Annotated in this window: 19 protein-coding genes; 12 read left to right on the forward strand and 7 right to left on the reverse strand. The window is 44.7% G+C overall.

Going from position 1 to position 26,769, the window contains the following annotated elements:
• Positions 1-231: 231 nt before the first annotated feature.
• On the forward strand, positions 232-1,077 hold the full coding sequence (locus tag RH96_RS03870) for a DUF3732 domain-containing protein (protein ID WP_010197556.1): 846 nt from the start codon (positions 232-234) through the stop codon (positions 1,075-1,077).
• A 370-nt stretch (positions 1,078-1,447) separates the two neighbouring features.
• Here RH96_RS03870 and RH96_RS03880 read toward each other — a convergent pair whose 3' ends face one another.
• Complete coding sequence (locus tag RH96_RS03880) at positions 1,448-2,287, reverse strand: membrane protein (RefSeq protein WP_010197560.1); 840 nt, start codon at positions 2,285-2,287, stop codon at positions 1,448-1,450.
• 153 nt (positions 2,288-2,440) lie between these two features.
• The gene (locus tag RH96_RS14520; protein ID WP_010197561.1) at positions 2,441-4,567 is read right to left on the reverse strand and encodes a YadA-like family protein; all 2,127 of its coding nucleotides are present in this window, start codon (positions 4,565-4,567) and stop codon (positions 2,441-2,443) included.
• A 489-nt stretch (positions 4,568-5,056) separates the two neighbouring features.
• Here RH96_RS14520 and RH96_RS03890 point away from each other — a divergent pair, with 489 nt between their 5' ends.
• Positions 5,057-6,223, forward strand: a complete 1,167-nt coding sequence (locus tag RH96_RS03890) for a MalY/PatB family protein (protein ID WP_010197563.1) — start codon at positions 5,057-5,059, stop codon at positions 6,221-6,223.
• A gap of 62 nt (positions 6,224-6,285) precedes the next feature.
• Here the strand turns inward: RH96_RS03890 and RH96_RS03895 are convergent, their stop codons facing one another.
• The 3 genes from RH96_RS03895 to RH96_RS03905 all read right to left on the reverse strand — a co-directional run bounded on the left by RH96_RS03895 (position 6,286) and on the right by RH96_RS03905 (position 11,597).
• Complete coding sequence (locus RH96_RS03895; protein ID WP_010197565.1) at positions 6,286-7,851, reverse strand: FGGY-family carbohydrate kinase; 1,566 nt, start codon at positions 7,849-7,851, stop codon at positions 6,286-6,288.
• 154 nt (positions 7,852-8,005) lie between these two features.
• The gene (locus RH96_RS03900) at positions 8,006-9,664 is read right to left on the reverse strand and encodes a glycerol-3-phosphate dehydrogenase/oxidase (protein ID WP_010197567.1); all 1,659 of its coding nucleotides are present in this window, start codon (positions 9,662-9,664) and stop codon (positions 8,006-8,008) included.
• 172 nt (positions 9,665-9,836) lie between these two features.
• Positions 9,837-11,597: an FAD-binding oxidoreductase gene (locus RH96_RS03905; protein WP_010197569.1), complete on the reverse strand. Its 1,761-nt coding sequence runs from the start codon at positions 11,595-11,597 to the stop codon at positions 9,837-9,839.
• 474 nt (positions 11,598-12,071) lie between these two features.
• Between RH96_RS03905 and guaA the strand changes: the two genes are divergently transcribed.
• The 5 genes from guaA to RH96_RS14525 all read left to right on the forward strand — a co-directional run bounded on the left by guaA (position 12,072) and on the right by RH96_RS14525 (position 17,583).
• Positions 12,072-13,676 carry a glutamine-hydrolyzing GMP synthase gene (gene guaA, locus RH96_RS03910; RefSeq protein WP_010197571.1) on the forward strand — a complete coding sequence of 535 codons (1,605 nt, stop codon included), beginning with the start codon at positions 12,072-12,074 and terminating at the stop codon, positions 13,674-13,676.
• 344 nt (positions 13,677-14,020) lie between these two features.
• Complete coding sequence (locus tag RH96_RS03915; protein WP_081501572.1) at positions 14,021-14,707, forward strand: DUF2628 domain-containing protein; 687 nt, start codon at positions 14,021-14,023, stop codon at positions 14,705-14,707.
• Positions 14,708-14,752: 45 nt separating this feature from the next.
• The gene (locus RH96_RS03920) at positions 14,753-15,565 is read left to right on the forward strand and encodes a hypothetical protein (RefSeq protein WP_010197574.1); all 813 of its coding nucleotides are present in this window, start codon (positions 14,753-14,755) and stop codon (positions 15,563-15,565) included.
• Positions 15,566-15,757: 192 nt separating this feature from the next.
• Positions 15,758-16,894 carry an SH3 domain-containing protein gene (locus RH96_RS03925; RefSeq protein ID WP_010197576.1) on the forward strand — a complete coding sequence of 379 codons (1,137 nt, stop codon included), beginning with the start codon at positions 15,758-15,760 and terminating at the stop codon, positions 16,892-16,894.
• 86 nt (positions 16,895-16,980) lie between these two features.
• A complete protein-coding gene (locus RH96_RS14525) occupies positions 16,981-17,583 on the forward strand; it encodes a hypothetical protein (RefSeq protein ID WP_010197577.1) in 603 nt (200 codons plus the stop codon).
• Positions 17,584-17,657: 74 nt separating this feature from the next.
• Here the strand turns inward: RH96_RS14525 and RH96_RS03935 are convergent, their stop codons facing one another.
• The gene (locus RH96_RS03935; RefSeq protein WP_010197579.1) at positions 17,658-18,662 is read right to left on the reverse strand and encodes an oxidoreductase; all 1,005 of its coding nucleotides are present in this window, start codon (positions 18,660-18,662) and stop codon (positions 17,658-17,660) included.
• Between the two features lie 66 nt (positions 18,663-18,728).
• Positions 18,729-19,706, reverse strand: a complete 978-nt coding sequence (locus tag RH96_RS03940; RefSeq protein WP_010197580.1) for a zinc-binding dehydrogenase — start codon at positions 19,704-19,706, stop codon at positions 18,729-18,731.
• Between the two features lie 1,003 nt (positions 19,707-20,709).
• On the opposite strand from RH96_RS03940, the gene RH96_RS03945 reads away from it, so the two are divergent.
• The 5 genes from RH96_RS03945 (at position 20,710) to oppF (ending at position 26,765) form a co-directional block, all read left to right on the forward strand.
• Complete coding sequence (locus RH96_RS03945) at positions 20,710-22,380, forward strand: ABC transporter substrate-binding protein (RefSeq protein ID WP_010197591.1); 1,671 nt, start codon at positions 20,710-20,712, stop codon at positions 22,378-22,380.
• 189 nt (positions 22,381-22,569) lie between these two features.
• Positions 22,570-23,490, forward strand: a complete 921-nt coding sequence (oppB, locus tag RH96_RS03950) for an oligopeptide ABC transporter permease OppB (protein WP_010197597.1) — start codon at positions 22,570-22,572, stop codon at positions 23,488-23,490.
• A gap of 110 nt (positions 23,491-23,600) precedes the next feature.
• Positions 23,601-24,506 carry an oligopeptide ABC transporter permease OppC gene (oppC, locus tag RH96_RS03955; RefSeq protein WP_010197600.1) on the forward strand — a complete coding sequence of 302 codons (906 nt, stop codon included), beginning with the start codon at positions 23,601-23,603 and terminating at the stop codon, positions 24,504-24,506.
• Positions 24,507-24,533: 27 nt separating this feature from the next.
• Positions 24,534-25,694, forward strand: a complete 1,161-nt coding sequence (oppD, locus tag RH96_RS03960) for an oligopeptide ABC transporter ATP-binding protein OppD (protein WP_010197603.1) — start codon at positions 24,534-24,536, stop codon at positions 25,692-25,694.
• 54 nt (positions 25,695-25,748) lie between these two features.
• Complete coding sequence (gene oppF, locus RH96_RS03965; RefSeq protein ID WP_026037120.1) at positions 25,749-26,765, forward strand: murein tripeptide/oligopeptide ABC transporter ATP binding protein OppF; 1,017 nt, start codon at positions 25,749-25,751, stop codon at positions 26,763-26,765.
• Positions 26,766-26,769: the final 4 nt, after the last annotated feature.

The following is a 26,769-nucleotide window of genomic DNA, read 5'->3' on the forward strand; positions in this document are numbered from 1 at the left end:
TGTTCAAGTAGTTTGGCTATATTTGGCATGTCTATTGAATATTTAGGATTCAGTTATATACTTTGAGGTTTGAAACTACTTTTGCAAGAGGTCTAGTTATCAAAGACGAATTATCAAGTTGATTCATTTAGACATACTAAAGCTGAGTTAGACTCAGAAATTAAAGAAATTGATGGCAAGCTTAAGAAAGTAAAAAAAGAAATAGCTGAAATTAGATCTATCGAAGAGAAGTTGAAAAATAAAGAAGATCTTGATAATCAAGCTAGTAGATACGTAGGTAGATTAGAGGAGTATTTGGAAAGTCTTGATAGTTTGAGTGATTTTAATGATAGAGGTTATGACAGTATTATTAAAGATATAGAATACATTGAGTCTCAATTAAAAGAAGAGTTTAATGTAGATAGTAAAATAAGAACAGCTGAAACGTATATCAATAAACAAATGAATAAGATAGGCGAAAAATTCGACTTTGAAGAAGATTATAAACCTATCAACTTAAAGTTCTCATTATTAAATTTTGATCTTTACTACAAGACAGACGATGATGAGAAAGTATATTTACGCTCTATGGGTAGTGGTGCGAATTGGCTATATAGCCATCTTTCATTATTTCTAGCATTGCATAGATACTTTTGTAAGATAGGTGATAAATCAGTTATACCTCCTATTTTATTTATTGATCAACCTACTCAAGTATATTTTCCTGCAAACATAGAAGACAATTCAAACAAGTTTGATGCTAAAGAGCTTGTTAAAAAAAGGGGTAAGCCTGAAAACCTTGATGCTGATATGAAATCAGTAAAAAATATTTTCGAGCAGTTAGTACAGTTCTGTACAGATACTAAAGATTTAACAGGTATAGAACCACAAATTATTATCACTGATCATGCTGATGGACTAACCTTAGATAATGTTACTTTCGATGATTTAGTCGTAGCAAGATGGCGGAATCGTGGATTTATTCATCCTTTACCTGATGAAGGTTATAATGTTGTTGAAGATAACGTCGTTGATGAAGAACAGGCAGTTGATGGTGTTAAAGCTGAACAACTTAATCTTCTAGATCCGCCTAATTAACTGAAAGATAAGTAAAGTCTGACTTTAAATTAAACTTTGTCATGAAGGCGCGTTTTAGCCCTGACATGAGAGCCGTAAAAAAATTGCAGTGCAATTTTAGGCTTGCAAGAGAAACTCTCTTAAATGAGAGTTTCTTAAGGCTATCCAAGCAGATAATAGCGAATGGCAGGATTGGCTCCAACTTTATAATAACTCTAATAACCACGAAATCTAACGCGGTACTTCGAAATCCCATCATATAAACTAACCATACCAACCAAAAAAACCTCGCAATCGCGAGGTTTTTTGCTTTATCTAATATTACTAACTTATCAAGTATGACTGTTTGTAACTGCACCAGCGTTAGCAACTTGGCTCTGATTGACTATGACTATTTAGCCGACTTGTAGTAGTCAACCATCATAGTGCCTAACGTGCCATTGTCATCGATAGTGACGATTCTGACCGTACCTGACTGTGCTGCGGTACTAGATTGCACTTGTCCAGCATTACCTAAGACGACTTGGTTATTTTTCGCCGCCATTGCTCCGTTACCGATAGCGATGCTATTTATGCCGCCAGCCATAGATTTATTGCCTAACGCTACCGAGTTTGCACCTTGTGCGGCTGCCGCTTCACCAACTGCGGTAGAGCGTACACCGCTAGCATTGGCTATATGGCCAAACGCTTGCGCGCGTTCAGCGGTGGCTTTTGACTGCCAACCGATAGACGTTGAGCCTAAACCTGCGGCATTGGCTTCGCCGCCGACAGCCGTTGCGGAGTTTAGACCTGCATTGGCTTTATTACCGACAGCGACGGTGTCATTGGTGCCACCAGCCATGGCGGCTTCACCAACAGCGGTAGAGCGAACACCGCTAGCATTGGCTAGATGACCAAAGGCTTGTGCACGTTCGGCAGTGGCTTTTGACTGCCAACCGATAGACGTTGAGCCTAGACCTGCGGCATTGGCTTGACCACCGACAGCGGTTGCTGAGTTCAGACCTGCATTGGCCATATTACCGATAGCAACTGTGTCGTTAGTGCCGCTAGACATAGCACTATTGCCTAAAGTAATGGCAGTAGAGTTAGCGTTTGCCATCATTTGAGCGTTTGCAGTAACAGGTTGAGCCTCAGCGCCTGTTGCCATAGCAGTGCATGCAGAAGTGGCGGCAATGGCGAGAGTAAGCGCACTAATTTTTAGTGTTGATTGTAGTAGAAAGTCCATTTTCATGAGTAAATCCTTTTTAAAAGCCCAAAAGGCTGGTTGGTGTGATTAAAGAGTACGTGCAGTAATAAGTAAAATAGACATACCGCAAGAAACCCCGCAATCGCGAGGTTTTATTGAGTTAAATAGCGATTGGTTGAGTCGATATTTTTGCGCCATTTACCAAGCGAAGGTTACCCCGCCACGTGCCCCGACTTTACCAGTATCAAGACCAAATCCTGCACCCGCTGAGATCGTCATGCTGTCATTCACGCGTCCAGCAAATGAGGTGCTCAGTGCTGAGCCACTATTATAATAGCCTGTGCCAATGGTCATGGCGTAGCGTTTGCCTGAAGGAATGACTGGTGTCTCGAGCGCTAGCGCCATTGCGATACCGTCTTCCGCTTCATCTAAGCGATCTTCTTGACGGTTGTACTCGTTGCGTAGATCGTTAATTTGTCTCGCGTTGCTAACTGAGGCTGTGCCTAAGTTGGCGACTTGAGCATCTGTGTTGGCTAGCTGGTTTGCAGTAGCCAAAGAGTTGACAGAGACGCTAGCGCCTAACGTGCCATTGGCATCGGTAGTGACTATGTTGGTTGCGCCTGACTGTGATCCCGTACTGGCTTGTAATTGACCGGCATTACCTAAGACGATTTGGTTGTCGCTTGCTGCTGTTGCACCATTACCGATAGCGATAGCATTTGCGCCACTAGCACTAGATTTATTACCCACTGCTACAGAAGAATCACCTTGAGCTGCTGCCGCTTCGCCTACTGCCGTAGAACGAACACCGCTAGCATTCGCTAAATGACCGAAAGCCTGTGCACGTTCAGCAGAAGCGGTCGATTGCCAACCTACCGCGGTAGCACCCGCTTGAGTAGCTTGAGCTTGAGCACCGACAGCCGTTGAAGAAGTGCCAGAAGCTGTGGTTTGACGGATACCACTTCTATCACCACCAATGGCCACACCATCAAGACCCGAAGCGACTGAGTTGTTACCGATAGCGATGGCGTTGTCTGACTCAGCGCTGGCCGCTTCACCGACAGCAGTAGAGCGTACGCCGCTGGCATTGGCTAAGTGACCGAATGCTTGTGCACGTTCAGCCGTTGCTTTTGATTGCCAACCCACTGAGGTAGAACCCAATCCTGCTGCATTGGCTTGACCACCGATTGCAGTGGCTGAGTTCATGCCAGCGTTTGCCGCGTTACCGATGGCGACGGTATCATTAGCACCAGCTGCGGTAGCTGCTTCACCGACAGCAGTAGAGCGTACGCCGCTGGCATTGGCTAAGTGACCGAATGCTTGCGCGCGTTCGGCAGTTGCTTTTGACTGCCAACCGATAGAGGTAGAGCCTAATCCTGCAGCATTGGCTTGACCGCCAACTGCAGTGGCTGAGTTCATGCCTGCGTTTGCCGCGTTACCGATGGCGACGGTATCGTTGGTGCCACCTGCCACGGATTTATTACCTAACGCTACCGACGCTTCGCCTTGAGCAGCGGCTGCCTCACCAACTGCTGTAGAGCGTACACCGCTTGCATTGGCTAAATGACCGAATGCTTGCGCACGTTCGGCACTAGCGGTTGATTGCCAACCTACCGCAGTAGTACCCGCTTGAGTGGCCTGCGCCTGCGCACCGATAGCCGTTGAAGAAGTACCCGAAGCAGTCGTCTGACGTACACCACTTCTGTCACCGCCGATCGCCACGCCGTCATCGCCTGAAGCAACGGCAGTGTTGCCTATCGCAACCGCATTAGTACCTGAAGCCACGGCATCTTCAGCGCCAGCAAAACTTTGGTCGCCTGATGCGGTCGTTTGATGACCGACTGCGGTAGCCATAGCCCCAGAAGCTTCTGCCTGCCAACCCAAAGCGGTTGCACCTGGGGTGTTCGCTAAGCTTTCGCCACCAATGGCAGTTGTCGAGTTGCCTAATGCCTGCGCACCTGCGCGCGAGCCATTTTCAGATACACCACCGCCAAGTGCTACGGCATCGACACCGTCAGCTTGTGAGTTCGCACCAATAGCGGTAGCATTTTCAAAAGAGGCGAAGGCAGTGTTACCGATCGCCACAGCGTTTTCATCCGACGCAAACGCATTTTGACCCACTGCGGTGGCGTTGTCGGCAAAGGCGCTGGTGTTCGGGCCACAAGCTAGGGCATCTGTCCCAAAGCTGGTTGCGCCTCCTGTGTCCCCACTGCCTAATTGACATTCAGCCGCCATCACAGCGGAAGTACTCAAAGAAGCAGCGGCAATGGCTAGGGTAAGCGCACTAATTTTTAGTGCTGAGCATGGTAGAAAATCCGTTTTCATAATGCTATATCCTTTTTTAAAAGCCCTCGGGGCTAATTGGTTGGTAGAGGTCAATGTCTATCTTAACGCTCGTCATATCAGCGTACTCTGACGTAAACGACTAGGGCGTGTCATCATTTAGATTGTGAGGCTTAAAATGAGGAAAATTGCAGCCAAACAAGGAAGAAATTGCCGTAAACGTGAACATATTGACAATATTTCTGACGATGTTTGGCTAAATTTAGCCATTTTAAGACCACTAAATGTATCCATGTGCTAATTGATGATACGCCCTAGATATTGTTCAGAATTCGCAATATAAATGTAACATTAATGTTTGATAGAAATCTAACTATTGTTAGCATTATTTGCTTAAAGGTCGTTTAAGCCGATGAATAGATAAGTACGGTTGAAAGAGACTAAGACTGCTAGGGCGCGTCCTAATCATTCAAACAGTAAAGACAACGCTATTATCTAGACTATAATAAGTGACCACTATCTGTTAGGAGAATGTCAGTGCTATATAACTTTGATGAGATAATCGATAGGCGTGATACGGGGTCAGTCAAATGGCACTATACCGATGACACGATTCCACTATGGGTGGCGGATATGGACTTTGAGGCCGCCCAGCCGATATTAGACGCGATTGAGAAAATTGCGCAGCATGGCATATTGGGCTATACCAAACCCACTGCGGCTTTGTATAAATCGATTATTGACTGGCATGGTAGTCGTTATGATTTGCGGTTGGATGAGCAGCATATTTTGTTCTCACCCGGTGTCGTGCCAAGCCTCGCACTGATGATGAGCGTATTTACTGAAGTAGGGGATGCGGTATTGGTCAATGATCCCATTTATACACCCTTTATGACTAAGGTGGAGCAAAACGGTCGCAAGCTGGTGACCTCTGCATTAAAAGAAATTGAGGGTAAATATCAACTTGATTTGGCTGATATCGAAGCCAAAATAGTTGAGCATAAGGTTAAGCTTTATCTCCTTTGTAATCCGCACAATCCGGGTGGACGAGTGTGGAGGAAAGAGGAGCTAGAAGCGCTGCTTGCGGTTTGCAAAAAGCACAATGTAGCGATTGTCAGCGATGAGATTCATCAGGATTTAACCTTACAAGGTCACACATTCACGCCTTTTTTGACGCTAGCAAAAGGTTATGAGCACAAGGTAGTAAGCCTTACCTCTATGACCAAAACCTTTAATATCGCTGGTATCAAAGGCTCACTGATATTTGCTAAAGATGAGTCATTAATCAAAAAAATCAGCCAACAGCAGCAATTAAATGACGAGTATGAGCTGAATTTATTTGCTTATGCGGCTATGCGTAGTGCTTATGAACAGGGCGGTGAATGGCTTGAGCAGGCGCTTGGTTATATTGAGTCCAATATTGAATTAACCCTACAATTTTTAGAAGGGCATCTACCTAAGATTAAGGTGATGCGCCCAGAAGCGTCTTATTTAATCTGGCTAGATTGCTCGGCGTATGGCGAGGATGATCAGACGCTTTATGACACGCTTAGAGACGCTAAAGTTGAGCTAAATTCTGGTGTCAAATATGGTAATGAGGGACACCTTAAAATGCGTATTAACGTGGCCTGTCCTCAAGCGGTGTTGATAGAAGGCTTGAATCGTATTTATACAGCCTTAAGTAGTGATGACAGTTAAACAGCAACGCAAGCCATAACGCCTAATCAAGATTAAGGTTAGGCTGACGCAGATGTTTTATCTCATTTGGCAGGGTAGCCAGTGATGTCTTGAATGCTATGATACAAGGGCTGTAAGCGCTCGTACATCTTTAGATAGACTTCATTATACAAGCGCTTGTACAGCTGGACATTGGCATCAATGGGTAAGAATTCATCGCCCAAATGGGTCATCGCTTGTGTCGCGGTTAAATGGTCAGGATAAACGCCAAGACCCACCGCACAGTTGATGGCAGCGCCTAAGCCTGAGGCTTCATAAGTATGCGGTCGGTAGGCAGGCATGCCAAAAATATCTGCTGTGAGCTGCATGGCTGAGTCACTTTGGGAGCCGCCGCCAGAGACGCGCAAGTGTTTGATGGGCTTGCCCGTGCGCTTCTCAATGGTATCAAAGCCAAGTTTAAGCTCGTAGGCCAGTCCCTCTAAGATAGCGCGGTAAACGTGCGCCCGCGTGTGCACATCGCCGAAGCCAATGAGCGCACCTTTGCCCTCAAGCCCCGGATGACGAACACCGGGCGACCAATACGGCTGCATCATCAGACCCATAGACCCTGCTGGAATGTCTTTGACCGCTTGGTCGAGGAGCTTTTCGGTATCGATACCCTGAGTCTGCGCCAGCTGCTCCTCGTAGTGAGCAAACTGCTCTTTAAACCAGCTGACCATCCAAAAGCCACGATAGATCATATACTCATGGTTGTAATAGTTTGGCGCGGCGGCGGTGTAGGCGGGCATGTGCTTGAGGACTTCGACGTAATCGGTAGAGATGGTGTTAATAGTGGCAGTGGTACCAAAGCTTAAGCAGGCCGTGTCGGTAGCGAGACCCGCTGCCCCCAGAGCTTCGCAGGCTTTATCGCTGGCGGCAGCAATCATCGGTGTGCCCTGTAGAATACCTGTGGCCTCAGCGGCTGCCGCGCTGATTTGACCGAGCTTTTGACCGGGCGAGATAATTTTGGGCATTTGATCAGAGGTACAACTGAATAAGCGCCATTTGAGATCTGTGGGTTTTAGCCACTTTTGTGCTTTAAAGTTGTAAGGCAGGTAGCCAACCGAATGACCTGTCGAATCAGCGAGTTCGCCTGTGAGCTGATAAGTGAGGTAGGCGGAGAGATTGACATAGTGCGCAGTCTTCGCCCAGATTTCAGGCTCGTTTTGCGCGAGCCAATTACAGCGCGCTTTTTGCTGAGCTTCTTGTACTAGCTCGCCCATGCCGATGATTTTGGTCAATGGACTTAGGAAACCAATATCATTGGTCTCAGCGCGGCGCAAATCCATCCAGACGATAGCGGGGCGCAGCGGCTGTTTATCCTTATCCAAACAAATCATCGTATAGCGCTGGGTCGCGAGACTGACACCGGCGATTTGTGCTGGGGTGACATCGCAGCTTTGCCATAACTGCTGACATGCCTCGCTGAGCTTTTGCCAATAATAGTCGGCATGCTGCTCGGCATAGTTGGGCTGATTAGAGAAATATGGCTCGATAGGCACACGGGCTTTGGCGATCTCAGTGCCGAATTGATCAAAGATAAGCGCTCTGACGCTTTGGGTGCCGTTATCGATAGCTAAGAAATAAATCGGGTCATCAAGAGTGGTCATAGTTGTCCTTAACTATGTGGTGATAATCATAAACGTCAAAACGTGCTACTGAAATACATTTTCCTTGCTTGCTGTGCGACCTCAAAACTCCAGAGGCTGCGCAAAATATATCCCAGTAGCACTGACCTTGAATATCAACGTAACTTTAAAAAAATTAAGCCGCAGGCAGATGATAATAGCGTTGCCATAAGTTTTGATAGCGCTCAATTTCTTGCTGCCACCTTTGCTCATCCCATCCCAGCGCCTCTTGGCAGATTGGCTTCAGTCTGGCGCTAATTAATGGCGTCATCGCGCCATGCGGGAGGATTAAGCCTAAGCGCGTGCGCCGCAATAGTAAGTCATCTAAATGAATCACTTGCTCATAATGCGCGGCAAAGCGAATCTCCGCCCAAATGGTATTGCTATCGGTGACGTAAGCTAAGTCTTCATCATGGGCAAGTTCAAGCAATCTATCAAGTTGTAGACCGTAAAACCCTTGTAAGCGCTGTTGTAAAGGTTCTGGCAAGGTCGCAAATTTAGGATTGGTTGGGATTTGATTGCTAAAGACTTGGTCGCTGTCTAGGTTGTTGTTTTGAATAACTGACTCATCAAGGGCAAGCACTTCTTGACACTTTTTAAGGACATCAAGAGCAATCAGGCGAAAGGTCGTCAGCTTCCCACCGCTGACGGTCACTAGGTTATTATCCAGCCACACGCTATGGTCGCGTTTTTCTTTGCTCGGACTGACGCGCTTACCATCGCCACCCTCAGAAATCAGCGGACGCACGCCTGCCCAAGTGCTGATCACATCCTCTCGGTTTAGGTTGACGTCATCAAAGAGATCGTTGGTCGCGGTTAATAGATAGTCCACCTCTTCGCTGGTGATGCCGACCTCTTCATCGCCTAACGGTGGATGATCTAAATCGGTGGTACCAAGGACGGTGCGGTTCTCCCACGGGAAGACAAACACCGCTCTCTTATCGACAGGGTGCAAGAAGGTATAAGCTTGCGTAAGCGGTAAGCGCTCTTGGCTAACCACCAAATGACTGCCGCGAGACGGACGAATTTGCTTATTAAAGGTTTGCTCGGTTTGTTGGCTGGCTTGCATCCGTAGCGTATCTGCCCAAGCGCCCGTCGCACTGACCACGACTTTGGCATGAACGTTATAAGTCTGAGCATTGTTAGCTATAGAATCTGAATCAGCGGTATCTTTTAGCGCTGCCCCTACCACCAATCCTTGCTCATTAGTGAGTAACGTCTCAGCTTTTAAATAGTTAATCGCCTGTGCACCGTCATGTATCGCTTCGTCCAGCACGCGCATCACGAGTCGTGAGTCATCGGTAACGGCATCGCTAAACTGACTGGCACCCAAAAAATTATTTTGCTTGATATGAGGATTCAGACGCAAAAAAGCGTCCTTTTTAAAGTAGGTAAAATAGCGCTTGCCTGCCAGCTTATCGTAGACACGAAGCAAAGTATTGAATATCCAAGGCGGTGGAAACTTGCCTTTATAGTGCGGCATGACGAAATGCATCTCGTTGACCAAGCCGCCAGCTTCACTCAGCATGCGCTCACGTTCACGCACGCTAAGCAAAGTCGTTTTATAGTCGCCTGATGCAATATAGCGCAGCCCACCATGTACCATTTTACTAGAGCGGCTAGACGTGCCCCAAGCAAAGTCTTTTTGCTCGATAAGTAATACCGCCAAGCCGCGCCGCGCTGCTTCGCGGGCAATCCCAGCACCAGTAATACCGCCGCCAATAATGAGCATATCCCAAATCTGTGATCGAGATAGGGGCGCTAGGGCTTGCTCACGTTGTGTGGTTTGGTTCATAGATGATTCATCTTAGTTATCCATTGATATGACATAGGCAGTTTTAAACAAAAAAGCGTGATGATTACGGTGTGTGACAGCAATGATTTTTTCTTGCGTGCTGCGTGCTGTGCTAGACAGAGGCTGCTTAAAAAATATTGCTATAGTACTTATCACTCCTCTTTTTAAGCAATCACTCTTCAAGTAAAACGCCCGGATTCATACGTTGTTCAGGGTCTAAGCTTTTGATCATATCACTGGTAACTTGTAGGCCAAGCGCGCCTTTTTCAGCGCGAAGATAAGGGGCGTGATCACGACCAACGCCATGCTGATGCGATATCGTGGCTGTACCATTAGCCAAACTAACACTGGCGGCATGTTTGATTTTTTGCCAGCGTTTTAAGGTAGCAGCGTGATCTTTTGCCGCGCGGAAGAAGTAAGTGGTATAAAGACTGGCACCTTGTTTATAAACGTGCGAGATATGAGTAAAGGCCATGACTTCCTCGCCTTCATCCGCGAGCGAAGTTTTCACCGCCTCTTGCATCTGCGCCATTTGCTCATCGATATTAATCCAGTTGGTCGCGGTCTCAAAGGTATCGACCATGATGCCTTTTTCCCACAACGTACCACGCAAATAAGGAAACTTAAAACGTCCATGTGCCCAGATATTGCCCATGATATCGGTTAGCTTACCCGTGATACTGCCGTGCTGCTTTAGTAGTTTTTTGAACTGGGTAAGTGCCAATTTATTCTGTGCTTTGTCACCTGAGACGCCATAAGTCAGCATGACTTTATCTGAGCTGAGTCCGCGCGCTTTTAGATAAGTGCTAATCGCTAAAAACTGACTAGGCGTAGTGCCCAGATGTAAGTGAGCGTCAGTCTCGACCGCATTACTTAGGCGTAGCATAGACAGGCGAGTATTACTTTGCACCGCTTGTTTTAATACGGCTTTACCTGCTGCCCAATTGGGTAAAAAAGCAACTTTGAATAGCTCTTCTTCTGGTTGTGACTGTACGCGCATTTTGACTGTCGTAAAGATGCCAGCACGACCTTCGGTGCCCATCATCATCTCACGCAAATCAGGCCCTGCCGATGACGCTGGAATATCAGCGATATTTAGCACACCTTGTGGGGTAACTAGCGTACCGCCCGCAAACATTTGCTCGATACGCCCGTAGCCCAACGACTGCTGACCACTAGAGCGCGCGGCGATCCAACCGCCAAGGGTTGACAGCTCCCAAGACTGCGGATAATGTCCTAGACGGTAACCGTGCTCGTCCAATTGTGCCTCAACCGCAGGCCCTTGCGTACCCGCACCAAAGGTTGCGATTTGGCTCTCGGTATCTAAGTCAATCAGCTGATCCATCTTGCTCATAGCGATAGTTAATACGGCACGCGAGCCCTTTTGCGGATTAATATGACCGACGACTGACGTACCGCCACCAAAAGGAATGACGATAAGATCATGCTCTTGGGCTAATTTAACTAATTGCTCGACATCATCAGTCGATTCAGGGAAAGCGACACCATCAGGGAAGACTTCAAAGTCACCACCGTGCATAGCGATCCAATCGGGGAAGCTTTGCCCACGCGCGTGTCTGAGTCTAATTTCACTATCGATAGATACCGTCTCAAGATCGGTAAGGGCAGTAGGTAAACGCGATTTGGGCACAGTTTTGAGCACTTGTTGCAAGCTCACAGACTTTAGCTTATTGGTTTTGCCGATGTGCGATTTGATCAATTTTGCGCCATGTGGCGAGACTTTTTTATTGATACTGACATTGCCCCAACCATTCCAGCGCGTTTGTTCGATGGGGGTATTTAAAGAGGTATTATCTTTTGAGACGCTATCTACACTGACGTTATCGATATTTTTATTATCAGAATTTACGGCGATAGGTGCAGACTGGTCAGATTCAGGACTTTTACGGATAAGGGATTTGATTTTGCTCATAGAGAGTTAGCCTTTCGATTTATTATATAGTCAAATCCTATATAAATCGGATGCGAGGTCAGGCGCGCTCAGTCTACTATCCTGTAGACACTTCACTCGTCTTCCTTGTATCCAAATTATCTTGAACCGACTATCACTTTTATTTAGGTTTGGATTGAGATATGGTGTTAATAATTAGAGCCAATTTAGCGACCGCCCAATGTCTGGTAATGAGCGTGAGCTAACGATACTAAATCTATCGCATTAAAGCCAAATTGCTTATCATTCGAGCATATCACAATATAAACAAAATTTTTATACGTACTCGTCATTTGTATAATAAAAAATTATCGTCTTTGGCGAATAATCATCAATATTCACTAATAATTATCGATAACCATCAATAATCGCGAACAATTACGCATCTAATAGCCAATAGAGGGCGTAAACTTGTTAAAATAGGCCACCAATTTATTTATTGATGGACATCGATTTATGACCACTGCCGCTGCCACTTCTGCAATACCGACTATCAAGCAAGACCGCATTCTTATCCTCGATTTTGGCTCGCAGTACAGCCAGCTTATCGCCCGCCGTGTGCGCGATTCTGGGGTGTTTTGTGAGATGCTACCCTTTGATATCGACACTCAGCGCATTACTGATTTTGGTGCCAAAGGCGTCATCTTGTCAGGCGGCCCTGAGAGCGTACACGCAGAGAATAGCCCGCGTATCAATGATGTGGTGTTTGACTTGGGCGTACCAGTACTGGGTATTTGCTACGGTATGCAAGCGATGGCAGATCGTTTTGGCGGGCAGGTTCATGCCAGTGATATCCATGAGTTTGGCGCAGCGACGATCAACATCAATGGCACTTCTACCTTGATCGATGGTATCGAAGATGCGGCTGGCACGCTCAATGTCTGGATGAGTCATGGCGATAAAGTGATTGAAGCACCACAAGGCTTCGATATCGTCGCCAGTACGCCAAGCTGTCCGATTGCGATTATGGCCAATGACGACAAGCAATATTACGGTCTACAGTTTCATCCAGAAGTGACGCATACTCTACAAGGTCAAGCGCTGCTTGGTCGTTTCGTTCATCACATCTGCGACTGCGCAGGCGATTGGACGCCAGACAATATCGCTGATATGCGTATCGCCCAGTTAAAAGAGCAAATCGGTGACAAGCAAGTATTGCTAGGTCTGTCAGGCGGTGTTGATAGCTCAGTCGTAGCCGCGCTATTACACAAAGCAATCGGCGATCAGCTGACTTGTGTATTTGTCGATAACGGTCTATTGCGCTTGCATGAAGGCGACCAAGTGATGCAAGTTTTTGCAGAAAACATGGGCGTTAAAGTGATTCGTGTGGATGCAGAAGATTTGTTCTTAAACGCATTGGCAGGCCAGTCTGATCCAGAAGCCAAACGTAAAATCATCGGTAAAACGTTCATTGACGTATTCGCCGAAAGCGCCCGTCAAGTAAGCGAGCAGAGCGATGGCAAAGTCGTTGAATTCTTAGCACAGGGTACGATTTATCCTGACGTTATCGAATCTGCTAAGTCGCATCAAGGCAAAGCACACGTGATTAAGAGCCATCATAACGTTGGTGGTTTGCCAGATGACTTGGCATTCAAGCTGATTGAGCCGTTACGTGATTTGTTCAAAGACGAAGTACGTAAACTGGGTATCACGCTTGGCTTGCCGCCTAAAATGATCAATCGCCATCCGTTCCCAGGTCCAGGTTTGGGCGTGCGTATTTTGGGTGAAGTGACCAAAGAATATGCAGATATCTTGCGTCAAGCTGATGCCATCTTTATGGAAGAGCTTGAGCGTTCAGGCTGGTATGCCAAAACTGCGCAAGCATTTGCTGTATTCCAACCTATCAAATCTGTCGGTGTGGTCGGTGATGGCCGCCGCTATGCATGGGTCATCGCGCTACGTGCGGTTGAAACCGTAGACTTTATGACGGCTCGCTTTGCGCATCTGCCATATGATTTGATCGAGACGGTATCGAACCGCATTATGAATGAAATCGCTGAAGTATCACGCGTGACTTATGATGTTTCGAGTAAGCCGCCTGCGACGATTGAGTGGGAATAAATCGTTTAAGTATTCTAAACGGTAACGGTGTTAACCTCGCTAGATGTACAAACACGTACTATCTGCGCTCGGTTGCCTTGTTACCATCTTAGACTACGTAAACTTATCTAAATAGCTTTTCAACTCAGATTTTTTGAATTGATATACAGCTTGTCGTCAATGAAAAAACACTCAACTTGGTTGGGTGTTTTTTATTGCTCAAAATCATCAGATAGTTGCAAATACCCCAGTTTTTTATTGAACATTTGTCTTTATTGTCTATAATATGGTCGACTTTAATCGGTTTTATTTATCATTGAAGTTGAGATAAAACTACAAACTGTTCAGTAAAACTAAGGGATAAGATGCTTTGTAATAACTGTGGTCAAGAAAACTCAAATGAAGCGCCTTTGTGTTCAAACTGTGGACACAATCTGTCTGACATTCAAGGACAAACACCACCACCGTTAACAGCGGTCAATATTTCTAAAGATGCGCAAAGCATGCAAAACACACCATCATCTGACTCTCAGACAGCTGATAGTTTATTGGCAGCCTTCGTCGGTGACAAGTATGACAGTTTTTACCGTGATAAATGGTTTAAAAATCATAAACCTACTTTAAGTACTGATAATAAAAAAATTAATTTCCAAAGTTTCAATCTAGCTGGTTTTTTCTTGGGCTCTTTTTGGTTTTGCTATCGAAAAATGTATCTAGCCGCCTTTTTAATCATACTTGGTATAACAGTCGTTGATCTAACTCTAATGTATTTGTTGGGCATGGAAAAATATAATATGTTAGGGCAGTCTGTTTTTATAGGAGCATGGGCTGGCCTAGCAGGCGTTTCAGGTAATTACTTTTATCTTAAACACAGTGTTAAAAAAATTACGAAGATTACGGAGACTCATGCAGATTCGGCTGTAATTAATGAACAATTAGCCAAGCAAGGTGGCACGTCGTGGATTGGTTCAATCGGTGTTACTCTCTTACTTATATTACTTTCGGGCGGTATAACCTACTTACTCGCGCCTGAGTGGTACTGGATAGTGTAGTACTTCTAATAAATAAGGTTGATCTAAGGAGGCGAGGTAAGAGTGATGGAACCATTAAAACAAGCATATGATTTGGAACTAACGGATAAAGATCATGGGCAAGGTTGGGCTTTTGGTCGCCCAGTCGGTATTGCCACGGATCAATGGCCGCGAAGCAGGATTAACGGTCTACCGATGGCGCACTTATGGACGATATTAGTGCCTGAAGCGTATCGCGTAAAAGGGAAAGATCTCGTGGCAATATCGCTTTTTCAAGCGGATGATCATGTTGAAGATAGGGTAGATGGTGTTGAAGATATGATTGCTAATCTCACTGAGGTAAATCATACAGACGCTGAGAATTTTTGGGCGTCACTGAGTCGCTATGCTAATCATCGTCACCCTCAAGAAATCTATCTTGAAGATATGATTGGTGGTGGCTGGGCATTGATTTGGCTAACCAAGGAGGAGTTTGAAGGTGAAACGACAACACTGCCTAACAAAGAAAATGGTATATATCCAGACTATGAAATTGAAGAGTGGAGTAGCACTTGCTTTGTCAAAGATGCACCTGCTCAGTTTATTCAGCACGTTGTCCGAATAGATGATCCTAATGTCGGAAAAATGCTTGATGAGTGGCCAGATGAAGGTGATGAGAATACTTATATTCCGATGTTCTCTGAAAAAGGTGAGATATTAAAGCTTGATAGGTTTCATGCAAAAAGTCATTTTGGTGGTACAGCTAATCCCATTCAGGGTATGCCAGAATTTAGCCCTTTTTATATTGAGTTTGAAGAAGAGTTTGGCGATGCCAATATGGGTGGTGGTAATGGGCAAATTGATTTGCTGAACGATCAGTTTGACTGGGCGTGTGGCTAAGTGTTGATTGGGTTAGGATGGTCATGTCAGCTCAATATGGCAATAAAAACACTCAACTTGGTTGGGTGTTTTTTTTATTACCCAAAGAAGTAGAAGACAAGTAAAGGTTAGTGCTCTGTCTCACTAACTATTATGCTATCTTTAAAATTGATTTTGGACAATTAAAAACGGTTCAATAAAAGGAATTTGGAAATGGATGAAGAACCTAGAAAAGAATACAAACTACCATCGATGTTAGAAATGTTTGATAAAGTTCAGAGTCAAATGAACCCGTTATCCTACCAGCTTGAAAAATTAAACAGTATACAAGAGATAGCAAACCAGTATGAGCATCTTAACCCAGCTGTAAATATTGCAAGAAAAGCTGTTCAACCAGTAGATTTGGCTTCCAGCAGTGTTGTAGACCATATTGCAGTAGCAATGAATGCTCAGTTGAGAGTTCCAGAAGCAATGGCCGTGCAAGATAATTTTCTTGAAATGAAAAAGGGGATGGGTGCCTACAATAATAGTCTCATGTCTGTGAGAGAGAGCCTGATACAAAGTACAGGAGGAACTAGTGTATATGAAAATATGATGTCATCAGTAAATCTAATCAGGGATTCGTTAGAACCATATAGAAGCACTTTTGATGCAGTGCGTACCTCATTTGAAGCAAGCGAATCTTTTAAACTTGTAAGAGAGCTACAAGCTCAAGTAGCTTTGGCTAATTCATTCTCATCAGAATATTCAAGTCTTTTTGAGCAGTTTGATTCGTTACGCAACTTTGAGTCCTTCCAATCAATATTTAGACTAAATGACGTTCAGTTTGAAGAGGTCATAAGTACTAATTTGACGCAAGAAGACATAACTAATTTTTCTAGCAAGCCAATTTCTGAAATTGATTCCGACTTAAGCGATGAAATAGAGTCAGGCAAAGATTTTAGTTTATATTCAGAGAAAGCTAAAAAGATTTTACATTTCATCTGCACCGTCATCTTATTACAGTACATAATTGGTATGGCTAGTAGCGTAAGCGTTAATTATATTCAGCAGTTCCAAGAAGAATCAAAAAATTTAGAGACTTCTAGAGAGATAAAGTCTTTTATTAGATCACCTCTTCCCTTAGTTGACCGACGAGCGCTAAAAGGACATCGAGTTACAACAGTAAATACTTTAAATTTTCGTGATAACTTGGGTAAGAATTCAACGATAGTTGATACTATCCCTATTGGGACTATAGTGAGAGTTATGGATAAGTCAGATAAATCTTGGCTGTTAGTAGAAGTTGAAATTGACGGTGAACTAGAGCAGGGTTGGGTTTTGAGACGTTATACGACTTATTTTAAGTAAATTAGTTATAGAAAAATTAGTTTTTAAAATCTACTTTGTGAACGCAAATGAACGCAAAATCTATTTGGTATGTATAGGACTATTTAATGACTAATGAAAACGAAACGTTTAATTACGATCTAATCATACCAAAAGGTGGAAAAATAGATGGTTTAATATTTGAGAATGACCATGTCAACATTCCTATGACACTATTTTATAGTATAGAAGTTGAGCTAGAAACGTTCGAGATCGAAAATGAAGTTACTGATACTTCTTTGATTCTAGACTTCATAAGCTTTAATATCAATGATCTAAAGGAACTCGAAAATAGAGCTTTTGATTTTCGAATTTATCCTGAGAAAAATTATATCGATGCTTCAGTTTATATATTATGGACACATCATCCTGTATCTGTGTCAAAGCTGACTTTTGGAAAGATAGACAACGGTTATATAGCAATCACCATTGATTATAATATTCAATATTTGCATTCGAATGTTCAAGACTCAGTGGTTAGAACATTGAGTACCACCCTTAAATTAGACAAACTATCTATTTACTCTGAAATACTAGAGCCGACTCAAGATAATTTTGCTAGTGCAATAAAGCTAATGTCCAATTTCTATAATATTGAAGGATTAGAGACGCCAAGAATTAACTGTAACGAATTTGACGTTAAAAACATTGTATTCGATATCAAACAATAATCTTTTAAAAAATAAAAAAAGCAGCACCTCAAAAGAGATGCTGCCTTCTATGTATAAAACTAGCTCTTAAAAACCTAACCCTTCACATTCACTACATAACGCCCAACCGTCTTGCTCGCCATAAAGCGATCTAAGTATTCAGGTGTTTGTTCAAGCGTAATCTCTTCGCCATAGCTCTCTAAATTAAGTAGTTTCATATCAGTCGCGACACGCTGCCAAATGGCTTCTTTGTCAGCCAGTGGAATATATACCGAATCGATACCCAATAATGACACCGCACGGGTGATAAAAGGTATCACAGACATCGAAAACTCAGCGCCGCCCGCCAAACCACAACTGGTTACCGCGCCGCCCGCCTTGGTTTGCTTGAGCAAGTTTGCTAAGTAATCGCCGCCTATGGTATCAATGGCATTTGCCCATAGCTCACGGCCGACAGGCTTGTTACCGATTTCATTGATGGTGTCGCGATGACGTACTTCGCTCGCGCCCAATGCCTTTAAGTGCTCGCTTTGCTCAGGCTTACCTGAGAATGCAATCACTTCATAGCCCAGTTGCTTCAATATCGCGATACTGATGCTGCCCACGCCGCCCGTTGCGCCTGTGACAGCGACTGGGCCATCGCTTGGTTTTGCGCCCATTTTTTCTAACTTTTGCACACTTAACGCTGCGGTTAGACCACCCGTACCGTAAATCATCGCTTCTTTTAATGTCAGCGACGACGGGCAGGGAAGCGCCCAATCGGCAGGGATAGAAATCATTTGTCCCAAGCCACCATCGGTATTCATGCCGAGATCATAGCCAAAGACCACGACTTCTTGCCCCTCTTCAAAAGTGCCAGACTTATCACTGACCACGACGCCTGCCGCATCGATACCAGGAGTGTGCGGATAGTTTTTAGTGATTCTCTTATTACCTGATGCTGACATCGCATCTTTGAAATTTAACGAAGAATAATGCACTTCGATCAGCAGATCGTTCTCAGGTAAATCGCTGACGTTACGCGTTTGGATGCTTTTGTCAAATTTACCATCGCTGGCCTCGTGAACGACCAAGGCTTTAAAGGTTTTATTATTAGACATTATATTATTCCTATTTTATTGCTCTTGTATTGAATGTATTTTCAACGAATCTCTTAAACGAGCAGCTTAAGGCTTAATCAATACCTTGCCTTTTTTACCCGACTGCAATTCGCCATCGACCGCTTTGGTGATATCTGCCAAATCAAAAGTGGCTTCGACCGGTAGCTTTAATTTGCCATCGACCGCCCGTTCAATGAGCTCATTCACTAGGCGCTGCTTATGCTTCACGCTCATCTCTTGGCTGAGCTTGCTGCCCCAGAAGCCTTTCATTATGGCTTGTTTAAAAATCATATCAGTAGGATTGATGGCCATGGGCTTACCTGACATCAGACCAAAAGAGGCCAAAGTACCATAATGACCTAGCAAGGATAATAGCTCGCCACTGTTCTCACCACCGACGGAATCAACCGCTGCACTGATAGCCTCATCACCGACGATATGACGGACTTGATCCTGCCAGTCTTCATCTGAGGTATTAATATTGTTTTTGATCCCCAACGCTTCCAATTCTTTTATTGCGTCACTGCTGCGCACCACGTTAATGGTTTTGATACCGCGCGCCGCTGCCAGCATCGCAAGCGACTTGCCGACTGCGCCATTGGCAGCGTTATGGATGACCCATTGACCCGGTTGTAATTCTAGGAATTCAATCATCATTAGAGCGCTGAGCGGCATCGCGATAAGTTGCGCAGCCATCTCATCGTTCAGACTGTCGGGTACAGGAAATATCATATCGGCTGACGCTACGAAGTATTCCGCCCACGTCGCTTGTACACTTGCTGCTGCCACGCGCTGTCCGACTTTTAAGTCTTTGACCTCACTGCCAACTGCATCGATGACGCCAACTGCTTCAGAGCCGCCAATCGCTGGCAATTCTGGCTTGAAGCCGTACTGACCGCGAATAGTGAGCAGATCATGGTTGTGAATGGAGGCGAGGGTGGTTTTGACGCGTACCTCATTGGCTTTGGGTTCTGGAGTAGGACTGTCGCCTAAACTGAGGACTTCCGTTGGTTTGCCAAAGTTGCTATAAGTTGCACTACGCATAAGGTATTCCTTTATTTATTTTTGAGTGTAGTCAATCCTATATAAATCAGATACAGCGTCAGGCTCGCTTAGACTACTACTTGTAGTACTTTCACTCGCCTTCCTTGTATCCAAATTATGTTGAATCAACTATTTTTTTTTGATTATGTATAGGGATTGGTCATGGCTGCTAGGGCATGTCTTCATATTAAAAATGAGGATGCGCCCTAGTCATAAGCCAAGATCTACAGTAACAAGGGATGCTTAAGTACCTCAATATTACTTTGGTTAAGTGATGTTGTCGGTTATCCACCGTTGTACAGCACTAACTATATAGCGTTGCGTCTCATCAGCTTTCGCTTTATCAATGTCACCCTCTTTTGTCTCGACCACTTGATATAGTCATTCCAAGATGAAGAAAATACAGCAGGACTGGGATGCTTCGTTTTTAATGTTGGTTTTGCAGCCTCTATCAGCATAGGCACAGCAAGCCAAAAAATCTATACCAGTTTCACGTTATTAAACAACGTATCCATTCTACTTAGTATTAACTACACTTTGATTTCACGCGATTTTTTAACAGCGACTCACCTCTATCATTGATTTGGACCCGTCTATATTCGCCTGTATTCATTAGCACTATAAAATGTCAAACAGATGTCAGCTACAATTAATAACATCAGAGTAGTGTTTTGACGAGTGATGCGTTTTTTATGAAGAAAGTGTACAAATATTTGTAGAATTCCATGAATTAGTATGTTTTTTGTTCATTTTCACTGATTGTTAGTATATGCGGATATTTGGCTAAATTTACGTTTTCCCTATGAACTGAAAAATTGTTGACATCAATAACTTTTTTTATTATTACTATTACCAATAGTTTTCTAACGTTCATTATTAACAGATGGTCAAACTACGACCTCTAACAACGTAATAATCGATATGAAAACGATAAATTTTCAACTTAAATGAACTTACTAACAGATTAATCAATCTGCTCGCCATCTGCCCGCTAGGACGCCATATGACCCACAACGCTCTCTCCCCTCGTACTGCTGTATTTTTACCTACTGCTCTTGTACTGGCTATGTTCATGACCGGTTGTAGTGACAATAATACAAACAACAATGCCAGCTCATCAGCCGATATTGATCCAAGCGTACTGGCAGAGACTCAGGAGTTGGTCATTAATAATGCAGCTGAACCTGAGTCGCTAGACCCTCATAAGGTATCTGGTGTACCTGAGTCTAATATTGGTCGTCAATTATTTGAAGGATTGACCAATACCGATGCAGATGGCAAGACCATTCCAGGAATGGCAACTGAGTGGGAGAGTCCAGACAACAAAGTGTGGACGTTCAAATTGCGCGACGCTAAGTGGTCAAATGGCGATCCTGTGACGGCGCAAGACTTTGTCTATAGTATGCGCCGATTGGTCGATCCAGATACCGCATCCCCTTACTCAAGTTATTTGGTTGATGCAAAGGTCGTCGGCGCTGACAAAATCGTCGAAGGGGCGGCTGGCATCGAGACGCTCGGGGTAAAAGCAATCGATGACAAAACACTGCAAGTCACGTTGTCAGAGCCTGTACCTTATTTTCCAGATATGCTGATTCACAACTCCGTCAAACCTGTCCATCAAAAAACCATCGTAGCATTCGGTGATAAATGGACAGATCCTGCCAACATCGTCGTTAATGGTCCTTACAAAGTCAGTAAGTGGAAGATCAACGATGAACTCGTTCTGACACGCAATCCTTCTTATTATGACGACGCCAATACGACACTGAACACCATCACGATACTACCGATTCCTTCTAGCACCACCGATGTTGCGCGCTATCAGGCTGGCGAAGTGGATGTCACTTACAACGAGATTCCAACCGAGCAGTTTGCGTCTTTAAAAGAGAGCAATGGCGATGAGCTTAGAGTTTCTCCTTATCTTTGTACGTATTACTATGAATTTAATACGGTCAAACCACCTTTTGATAATCCAAAAGTACGTCGCGCGCTAGCCTTGGCATTGGATCGCGATACCATTACAGATAAGGTGATCGGTCAAGGACAAACGGCGGCTTATCAGCTCACGCCTACCGCCGCGAATGGAGATGTGGCTAATACACCAGAATGGTCTACTTGGGACAAAGAAAAGCGTATCGCTGAGGCCAAAAAATTACTAAATGAAGCCGGTTACAACGACAGTAATCCACTCGCATTTGAGCTGCTGTACAACACCAATGACAATCATAAAAAGGTCGCGGTTGCTGCCACGTCATTATGGACGCAAGCACTGGGTTTTGTTGATGTGACGTTGACCAACAAAGAATGGAAAACCTATCTTGATACGCGCCGCAACGGTAACTATCAAATCGCTCGTGCTGGTTGGTGTGCGGATTATAACGAACCTTCAGCCTTTTTGAATATTGCCAAATCTGACAATAGCGGTAACTACGGTAAGTACGCCAATACCAATTTTGACAACTTGATGGCTCAAACGTTAAGAGCAGGCGTCACGCCTGAGCAGCGTGCAAGCTTATATCAAAAAGCTGAGGCACAGTTAGATCAAGATATGGGGCTACTCAATATCTATCATTACGTCAGCCCTCGTTTGGTAAAACCTTACGTCATCGGCTTTTCAAAGAACGATCCTCTAGACAATTGGCAAGGTAAAGATATTTCTATCGCCAAGCACTGATCATTAAGCACTGATCATCAAAGAATGACCATTCAATAGTCTTATCAGCAGGTGCTATGAATAGGAGTAATTCCAATTGATAGCGTCAGTCTGCTATGGATTAGAGGAAATCTGAAAGCGGCGTAAATACTCAAAGCGCGCCTTTTAAAATCACGCAGCGTTGTACAGGTAATCTTATAAAGAGGCATTATGCTAAAGCTTATTTTTCGGCGGATTTTAGAAGCCATTCCGACCATGTTTGTTTTGATAACCGTGTCCTTTTTTATGATGCGCTTGGCACCGGGCAGCCCTTTTAGTAGTGAGCGCAGCTTGTCACCAGCGGTATTGGCCAATATCGAAGCCAAATACAATCTTAACGATCCCATGTGGTTGCAATATATCAATTATCTAAAGCAGCTGGCAGTAGGTGATTTTGGCCCGTCTTTTAAATATAAAGACTACACAGTCAACGAGCTATTGTCGCAGTCGTTTCCAGTATCTATGGAACTGGGCATGTACGCTTTTATATTGGCACTAGTGTTAGGACTGATCCTAGGTGTGATAGCGGCGCTCAAGCAAAACTCATGGATGGATTATGTGTTGATGGCGTTTGCCATGACAGGTGTTGTGATTCCAAGCTTTGTAAAAGCCCCGCTATTGGTGCTTATTTTTGCCATTATTTTGCAGTGGCTGCCAGCAGGTGGCTGGAACGATGGGGCAGCGCGAAATCTGATATTGCCCGTCACCGCCTTAGCACTGGCTTACGTTGCCAGTATCGCGCGGATTATGCGCGGCTCCATGATTGAAGTGATGAATAGCCAGTACATCCGCACGGCTAAGTCTAAAGGCTTACCGATGCGTCAAATCGTGATGAAACACGCACTTAGACCTGCTTTGTTACCTGTCATCTCTTATCTGGGCCCTGCCTTTGTCGGTATTATTACTGGCTCTATCGTGATCGAGACTATTTTTGGTTTGCCGGGTATCGGGCAGTTATTTGTGAATGGGGCATTGAATCGTGATTATGGGGTCGTGCTTAGTTTGACCATCTTAGTTGGTGTATTGACGATCGCCTTTAACGCCATCGTCGATATTTTGTACGCCATCATTGATCCAAAAATCCAATATTGATATTAATATTGATGGCCACTTAAAAAAAACCGTATAAATGCTAATCATCGCTTAAAAATAAATATCAGATTCTCAATTAGACTCTCAATTAGATAAGTAAAAGGACGACTATGAGCCTGACCGTAGACCAGCCAACCGAGCTTATGGATACGCCTGTTAAAGAGATTAAAGGTCGCAGCCTGTGGCAAGATGCGTGGCGACGTTTTTATCAAAACAAAGCAGCAGTGACGAGCTTTTTTATCTTATTACTCGTCGGTATGTTTGTCATCTTTGTGCCCATGCTAGCGCCTTTTGGTTATGCAGATACCGATTGGAACTTTATGCAGTCTGCGCCCTCGATTGAAAACAAGCACTATTTCGGTACTGACTCTCTGGGTCGAGATTTGCTCGTGCGTACAGCAGTTGGCGGGCGAATATCGCTATTGGTAGGTATCGCTGGCGCCACGGTGGCGGTACTGGTTGGTACGGTATATGGCGCAACATCAGGCTATCTGGGCGGCAAAGTCGACATGATTATGATGCGCTTTTTAGAAATCCTTAGCGCTTTTCCTTTTATGTTCTTTGTGATTTTGCTCGTGACGATATTTGGTCGTAACCTTATTTTAATTTTTGTCGCTATCGGATTGGTCTCTTGGCTAGATGTCGCTCGTATCGTCCGTGGTCAAACGCTGAGTCTAAAAAGCAAAGAGTTTATTGAAGCAGCACACGTCGGCGGGGTATCTGGCTTTAATATTATCCTACGTCATATCGTGCCGAACGTGCTTGGCGTGGTGGTGGTTTACGCCTCTTTATTAGTGCCAACGATGATTTTATTTGAGTCATTTTTGAGCTTTTTGGGACTTGGCGTACAAGAACCTATGACCAGTTGGGGTGCGCTACTCCAAGAAGGCTCGCAAACGATGCAAGTCGCTCCTTGGCAGATTTTGATTCCCTCGGCTTTTTTGGTCATTACTTTATTTTGCTTTAACTTTATTGGCGATGGTCTGCGTGATGCGTTTGACCCCAAAGACCGCTAGGTTCAAGCTCGCTAGGAGAACAACATCATGGCAACTCAAGATATCAATAGCGCACCTAAAAAAATAGATTCTACTGTACGCAAAGTAGGCGCCGATTCTGTACTCAATACTCAAACCAATCTGGCTAATCAAGAAAGCAGCTTGCTAGCAGTCAAAGACTTATCCGTGCAATTCACGACCGAAGATGGACTTGTGACCGCCGTGAATGGTTTAAATTTTAACCTGCATGAGGGTGAGACGTTGGGCATCGTCGGTGAGTCAGGCTCTGGCAAGTCGCAGACGGCGTTTGCCATCATGGGTTTGCTGGCAAAGAATGGCCGCACCAAAGGTTCCGTAAAGTTTGAAGGCAATGAGCTACTGGGATTATCGCAAAAAGCTCTGAATAAAATCCGTGCTGAGCAAATCGCTATGATTTTTCAAGATCCGATGACCTCTCTAAATCCCTATATGAAAATAGGCGACCAGCTTGCCGAAGTGTTGATTTTGCATAAAGGCATGAGCAAAAAGCAAGCGTGGGCAGAGTCGATACGTATGCTCGATGCAGTCAAAATCCCTGAGGCAAAAAACCGTATTGGCATGTATCCGCATGAGTTTTCAGGTGGTATGCGTCAGCGGGTCATGATTGCGATGGCACTGCTCTGTCGGCCCAAACTACTGATTGCCGATGAGCCAACGACAGCGCTTGATGTGACCGTACAAGCACAGATTATGGTGCTACTCAATGAGCTAAAGCGTGATTTTGGCACCACTATTGTTATGATTACACATGATTTGGGTGTGGTGGCAGGTATCTGTGATCGAGTGCTTGTGATGTACGCTGGTCGCACCATGGCATATGGAGAGACGGAAGAGATTTTTTATACACCGACGCATCCTTATACTATCGGGCTATTAAAGGCCATTCCGCGTCTGGATGATGATAAAGGCAAGCTTGAGACCATTCCTGGCAGTCCACCCAATCTACTTAACCTGCCTACTGGCTGTCCTTTTCATGAGCGCTGTACGCATGCGATAGATATCTGCCGTGATGTACCGCCGCCGCTTGAGTTTCTACCCAATGAGCGTCAACGCGCTTGCCATTGGCAACCTGAGATGCAAGTCGATAAGTCAGCAGACATTAAAGAGAGCGTTTCAGCAGATACTGATATTGATACGGGCACCAATAATCCATCAACGCTTGAGGGCTAGAGCATGACACTATCAAATACAGAGATGGCAAGTTCAGAGATGGCAAATACAGAGATGGTCAAGAACAGCAGCCAAGCCCCGCTATTACAAGTGCAAAATGTGCATACGACATTCAATATTAAGCAAAAAGGCACGTACTTTTGGCAAAAACCTGACACCTTAAAGGCCGTCAATGGTGTCTCATTTGAGCTATTCGCTGGCGAGACTTTGGGCGTGGTAGGTGAGTCGGGCTGCGGTAAGTCGACGCTAGCAAGAACGATCATCGGCCTCATACAAGCCAATTCCGGCAGTATCAAATTCGGTGATGAAGAGATCGTTGGCGCTTCCAAAAAAACCATGAGAATGAAGCGCAAAGACATTCAAATGATATTCCAAGATCCGCTAGCGTCGCTCAATCCGCGCATGACTGTAGGCGATATCATCGCAGAACCGCTGCGGACGTATTATCCAAACATGAAAAAAGCGGAAGTACAGGATGAAGTACGCGCCCTGATGAAAAAGGTTGGCCTGCTCTCCAATCAGATTAATCGCTATCCGCATGAGTTTTCTGGTGGTCAGTGTCAGCGCATTGGTATTGCGCGCGCATTGATATTGAAGCCTAAAATCATTATTTGTGATGAGCCAGTCTCTGCCCTTGATGTGTCTATTCAAGCGCAAGTTATTAACTTATTGCAAGACATACAGCAAGAGATGGGATTGGCGCTGATTTTTATCGCTCATGATCTGTCAGTGATTAAGCATATCGCCGATCGAGTACTGGTCATGTATTTAGGTCATGCTGTTGAGCTAGGGGTAGACAAGGCCGTGTATAGCAATCCGACGCACCCTTATACCCAAGCGCTGATGTCTGCGGTGCCATTGCCTGATCCTATCGCCGAACGTAATAAAACCATTCAGTTGTTAGAAGGTGACTTACCAAGTCCGATCAATCCACCCTCAGGCTGCGTATTCCGTACCCGCTGCCCGATCGCAGACAGCGAGTGTGCCCAAATCAAACCTGAGTTAGAAGGTACGTTGAACCATAGGGTCGCTTGTCTAAAGAATAAGGTTGACGCCGTAGCGGTTTTATAGCGGG

The sequence above is a fragment of the Psychrobacter sp. PAMC 21119 genome (assembly GCF_000247495.1).
In the GTDB taxonomy this organism is placed as follows: domain Bacteria; phylum Pseudomonadota; class Gammaproteobacteria; order Pseudomonadales; family Moraxellaceae; genus Psychrobacter; species Psychrobacter glaciei.

Bases quoted from the DNA above. Each gene is read 5' to 3' on its own strand.
- RH96_RS03880 (WP_010197560.1), bottom strand. From the start codon at position 2,287: ATGAAAATGGACTTTCTACTACAATCAACACTAAAAATTAGTGCGCTT.
- RH96_RS03945 (WP_010197591.1), top strand. From the start codon at position 20,710: ATGACCCACAACGCTCTCTCCCCTCGTACTGCTGTATTTTTACCTACT.
- RH96_RS03925 (WP_010197576.1), top strand. From the start codon at position 15,758: ATGGATGAAGAACCTAGAAAAGAATACAAACTACCATCGATGTTAGAA.
- RH96_RS03895 (WP_010197565.1), bottom strand. From the start codon at position 7,851: ATGACCACTCTTGATGACCCGATTTATTTCTTAGCTATCGATAACGGC.
- RH96_RS14520 (WP_010197561.1), bottom strand. From the start codon at position 4,567: ATGAAAACGGATTTTCTACCATGCTCAGCACTAAAAATTAGTGCGCTT.
- RH96_RS03900 (WP_010197567.1), bottom strand. From the start codon at position 9,664: ATGAACCAAACCACACAACGTGAGCAAGCCCTAGCGCCCCTATCTCGA.
- RH96_RS03940 (WP_010197580.1), bottom strand. From the start codon at position 19,706: ATGCGTAGTGCAACTTATAGCAACTTTGGCAAACCAACGGAAGTCCTC.
- RH96_RS03915 (WP_081501572.1), top strand. From the start codon at position 14,021: ATGCTTTGTAATAACTGTGGTCAAGAAAACTCAAATGAAGCGCCTTTG.
- oppC (WP_010197600.1), top strand. From the start codon at position 23,601: ATGAGCCTGACCGTAGACCAGCCAACCGAGCTTATGGATACGCCTGTT.
- oppD (WP_010197603.1), top strand. From the start codon at position 24,534: ATGGCAACTCAAGATATCAATAGCGCACCTAAAAAAATAGATTCTACT.
- oppB (WP_010197597.1), top strand. From the start codon at position 22,570: ATGCTAAAGCTTATTTTTCGGCGGATTTTAGAAGCCATTCCGACCATG.
- oppF (WP_026037120.1), top strand. From the start codon at position 25,749: ATGGTCAAGAACAGCAGCCAAGCCCCGCTATTACAAGTGCAAAATGTG.
- RH96_RS03935 (WP_010197579.1), bottom strand. From the start codon at position 18,662: ATGTCTAATAATAAAACCTTTAAAGCCTTGGTCGTTCACGAGGCCAGC.
- RH96_RS03920 (WP_010197574.1), top strand. From the start codon at position 14,753: ATGGAACCATTAAAACAAGCATATGATTTGGAACTAACGGATAAAGAT.
- RH96_RS03890 (WP_010197563.1), top strand. From the start codon at position 5,057: ATGTCAGTGCTATATAACTTTGATGAGATAATCGATAGGCGTGATACG.
- RH96_RS14525 (WP_010197577.1), top strand. From the start codon at position 16,981: ATGACTAATGAAAACGAAACGTTTAATTACGATCTAATCATACCAAAA.
- RH96_RS03905 (WP_010197569.1), bottom strand. From the start codon at position 11,597: ATGAGCAAAATCAAATCCCTTATCCGTAAAAGTCCTGAATCTGACCAG.
- guaA (WP_010197571.1), top strand. From the start codon at position 12,072: ATGACCACTGCCGCTGCCACTTCTGCAATACCGACTATCAAGCAAGAC.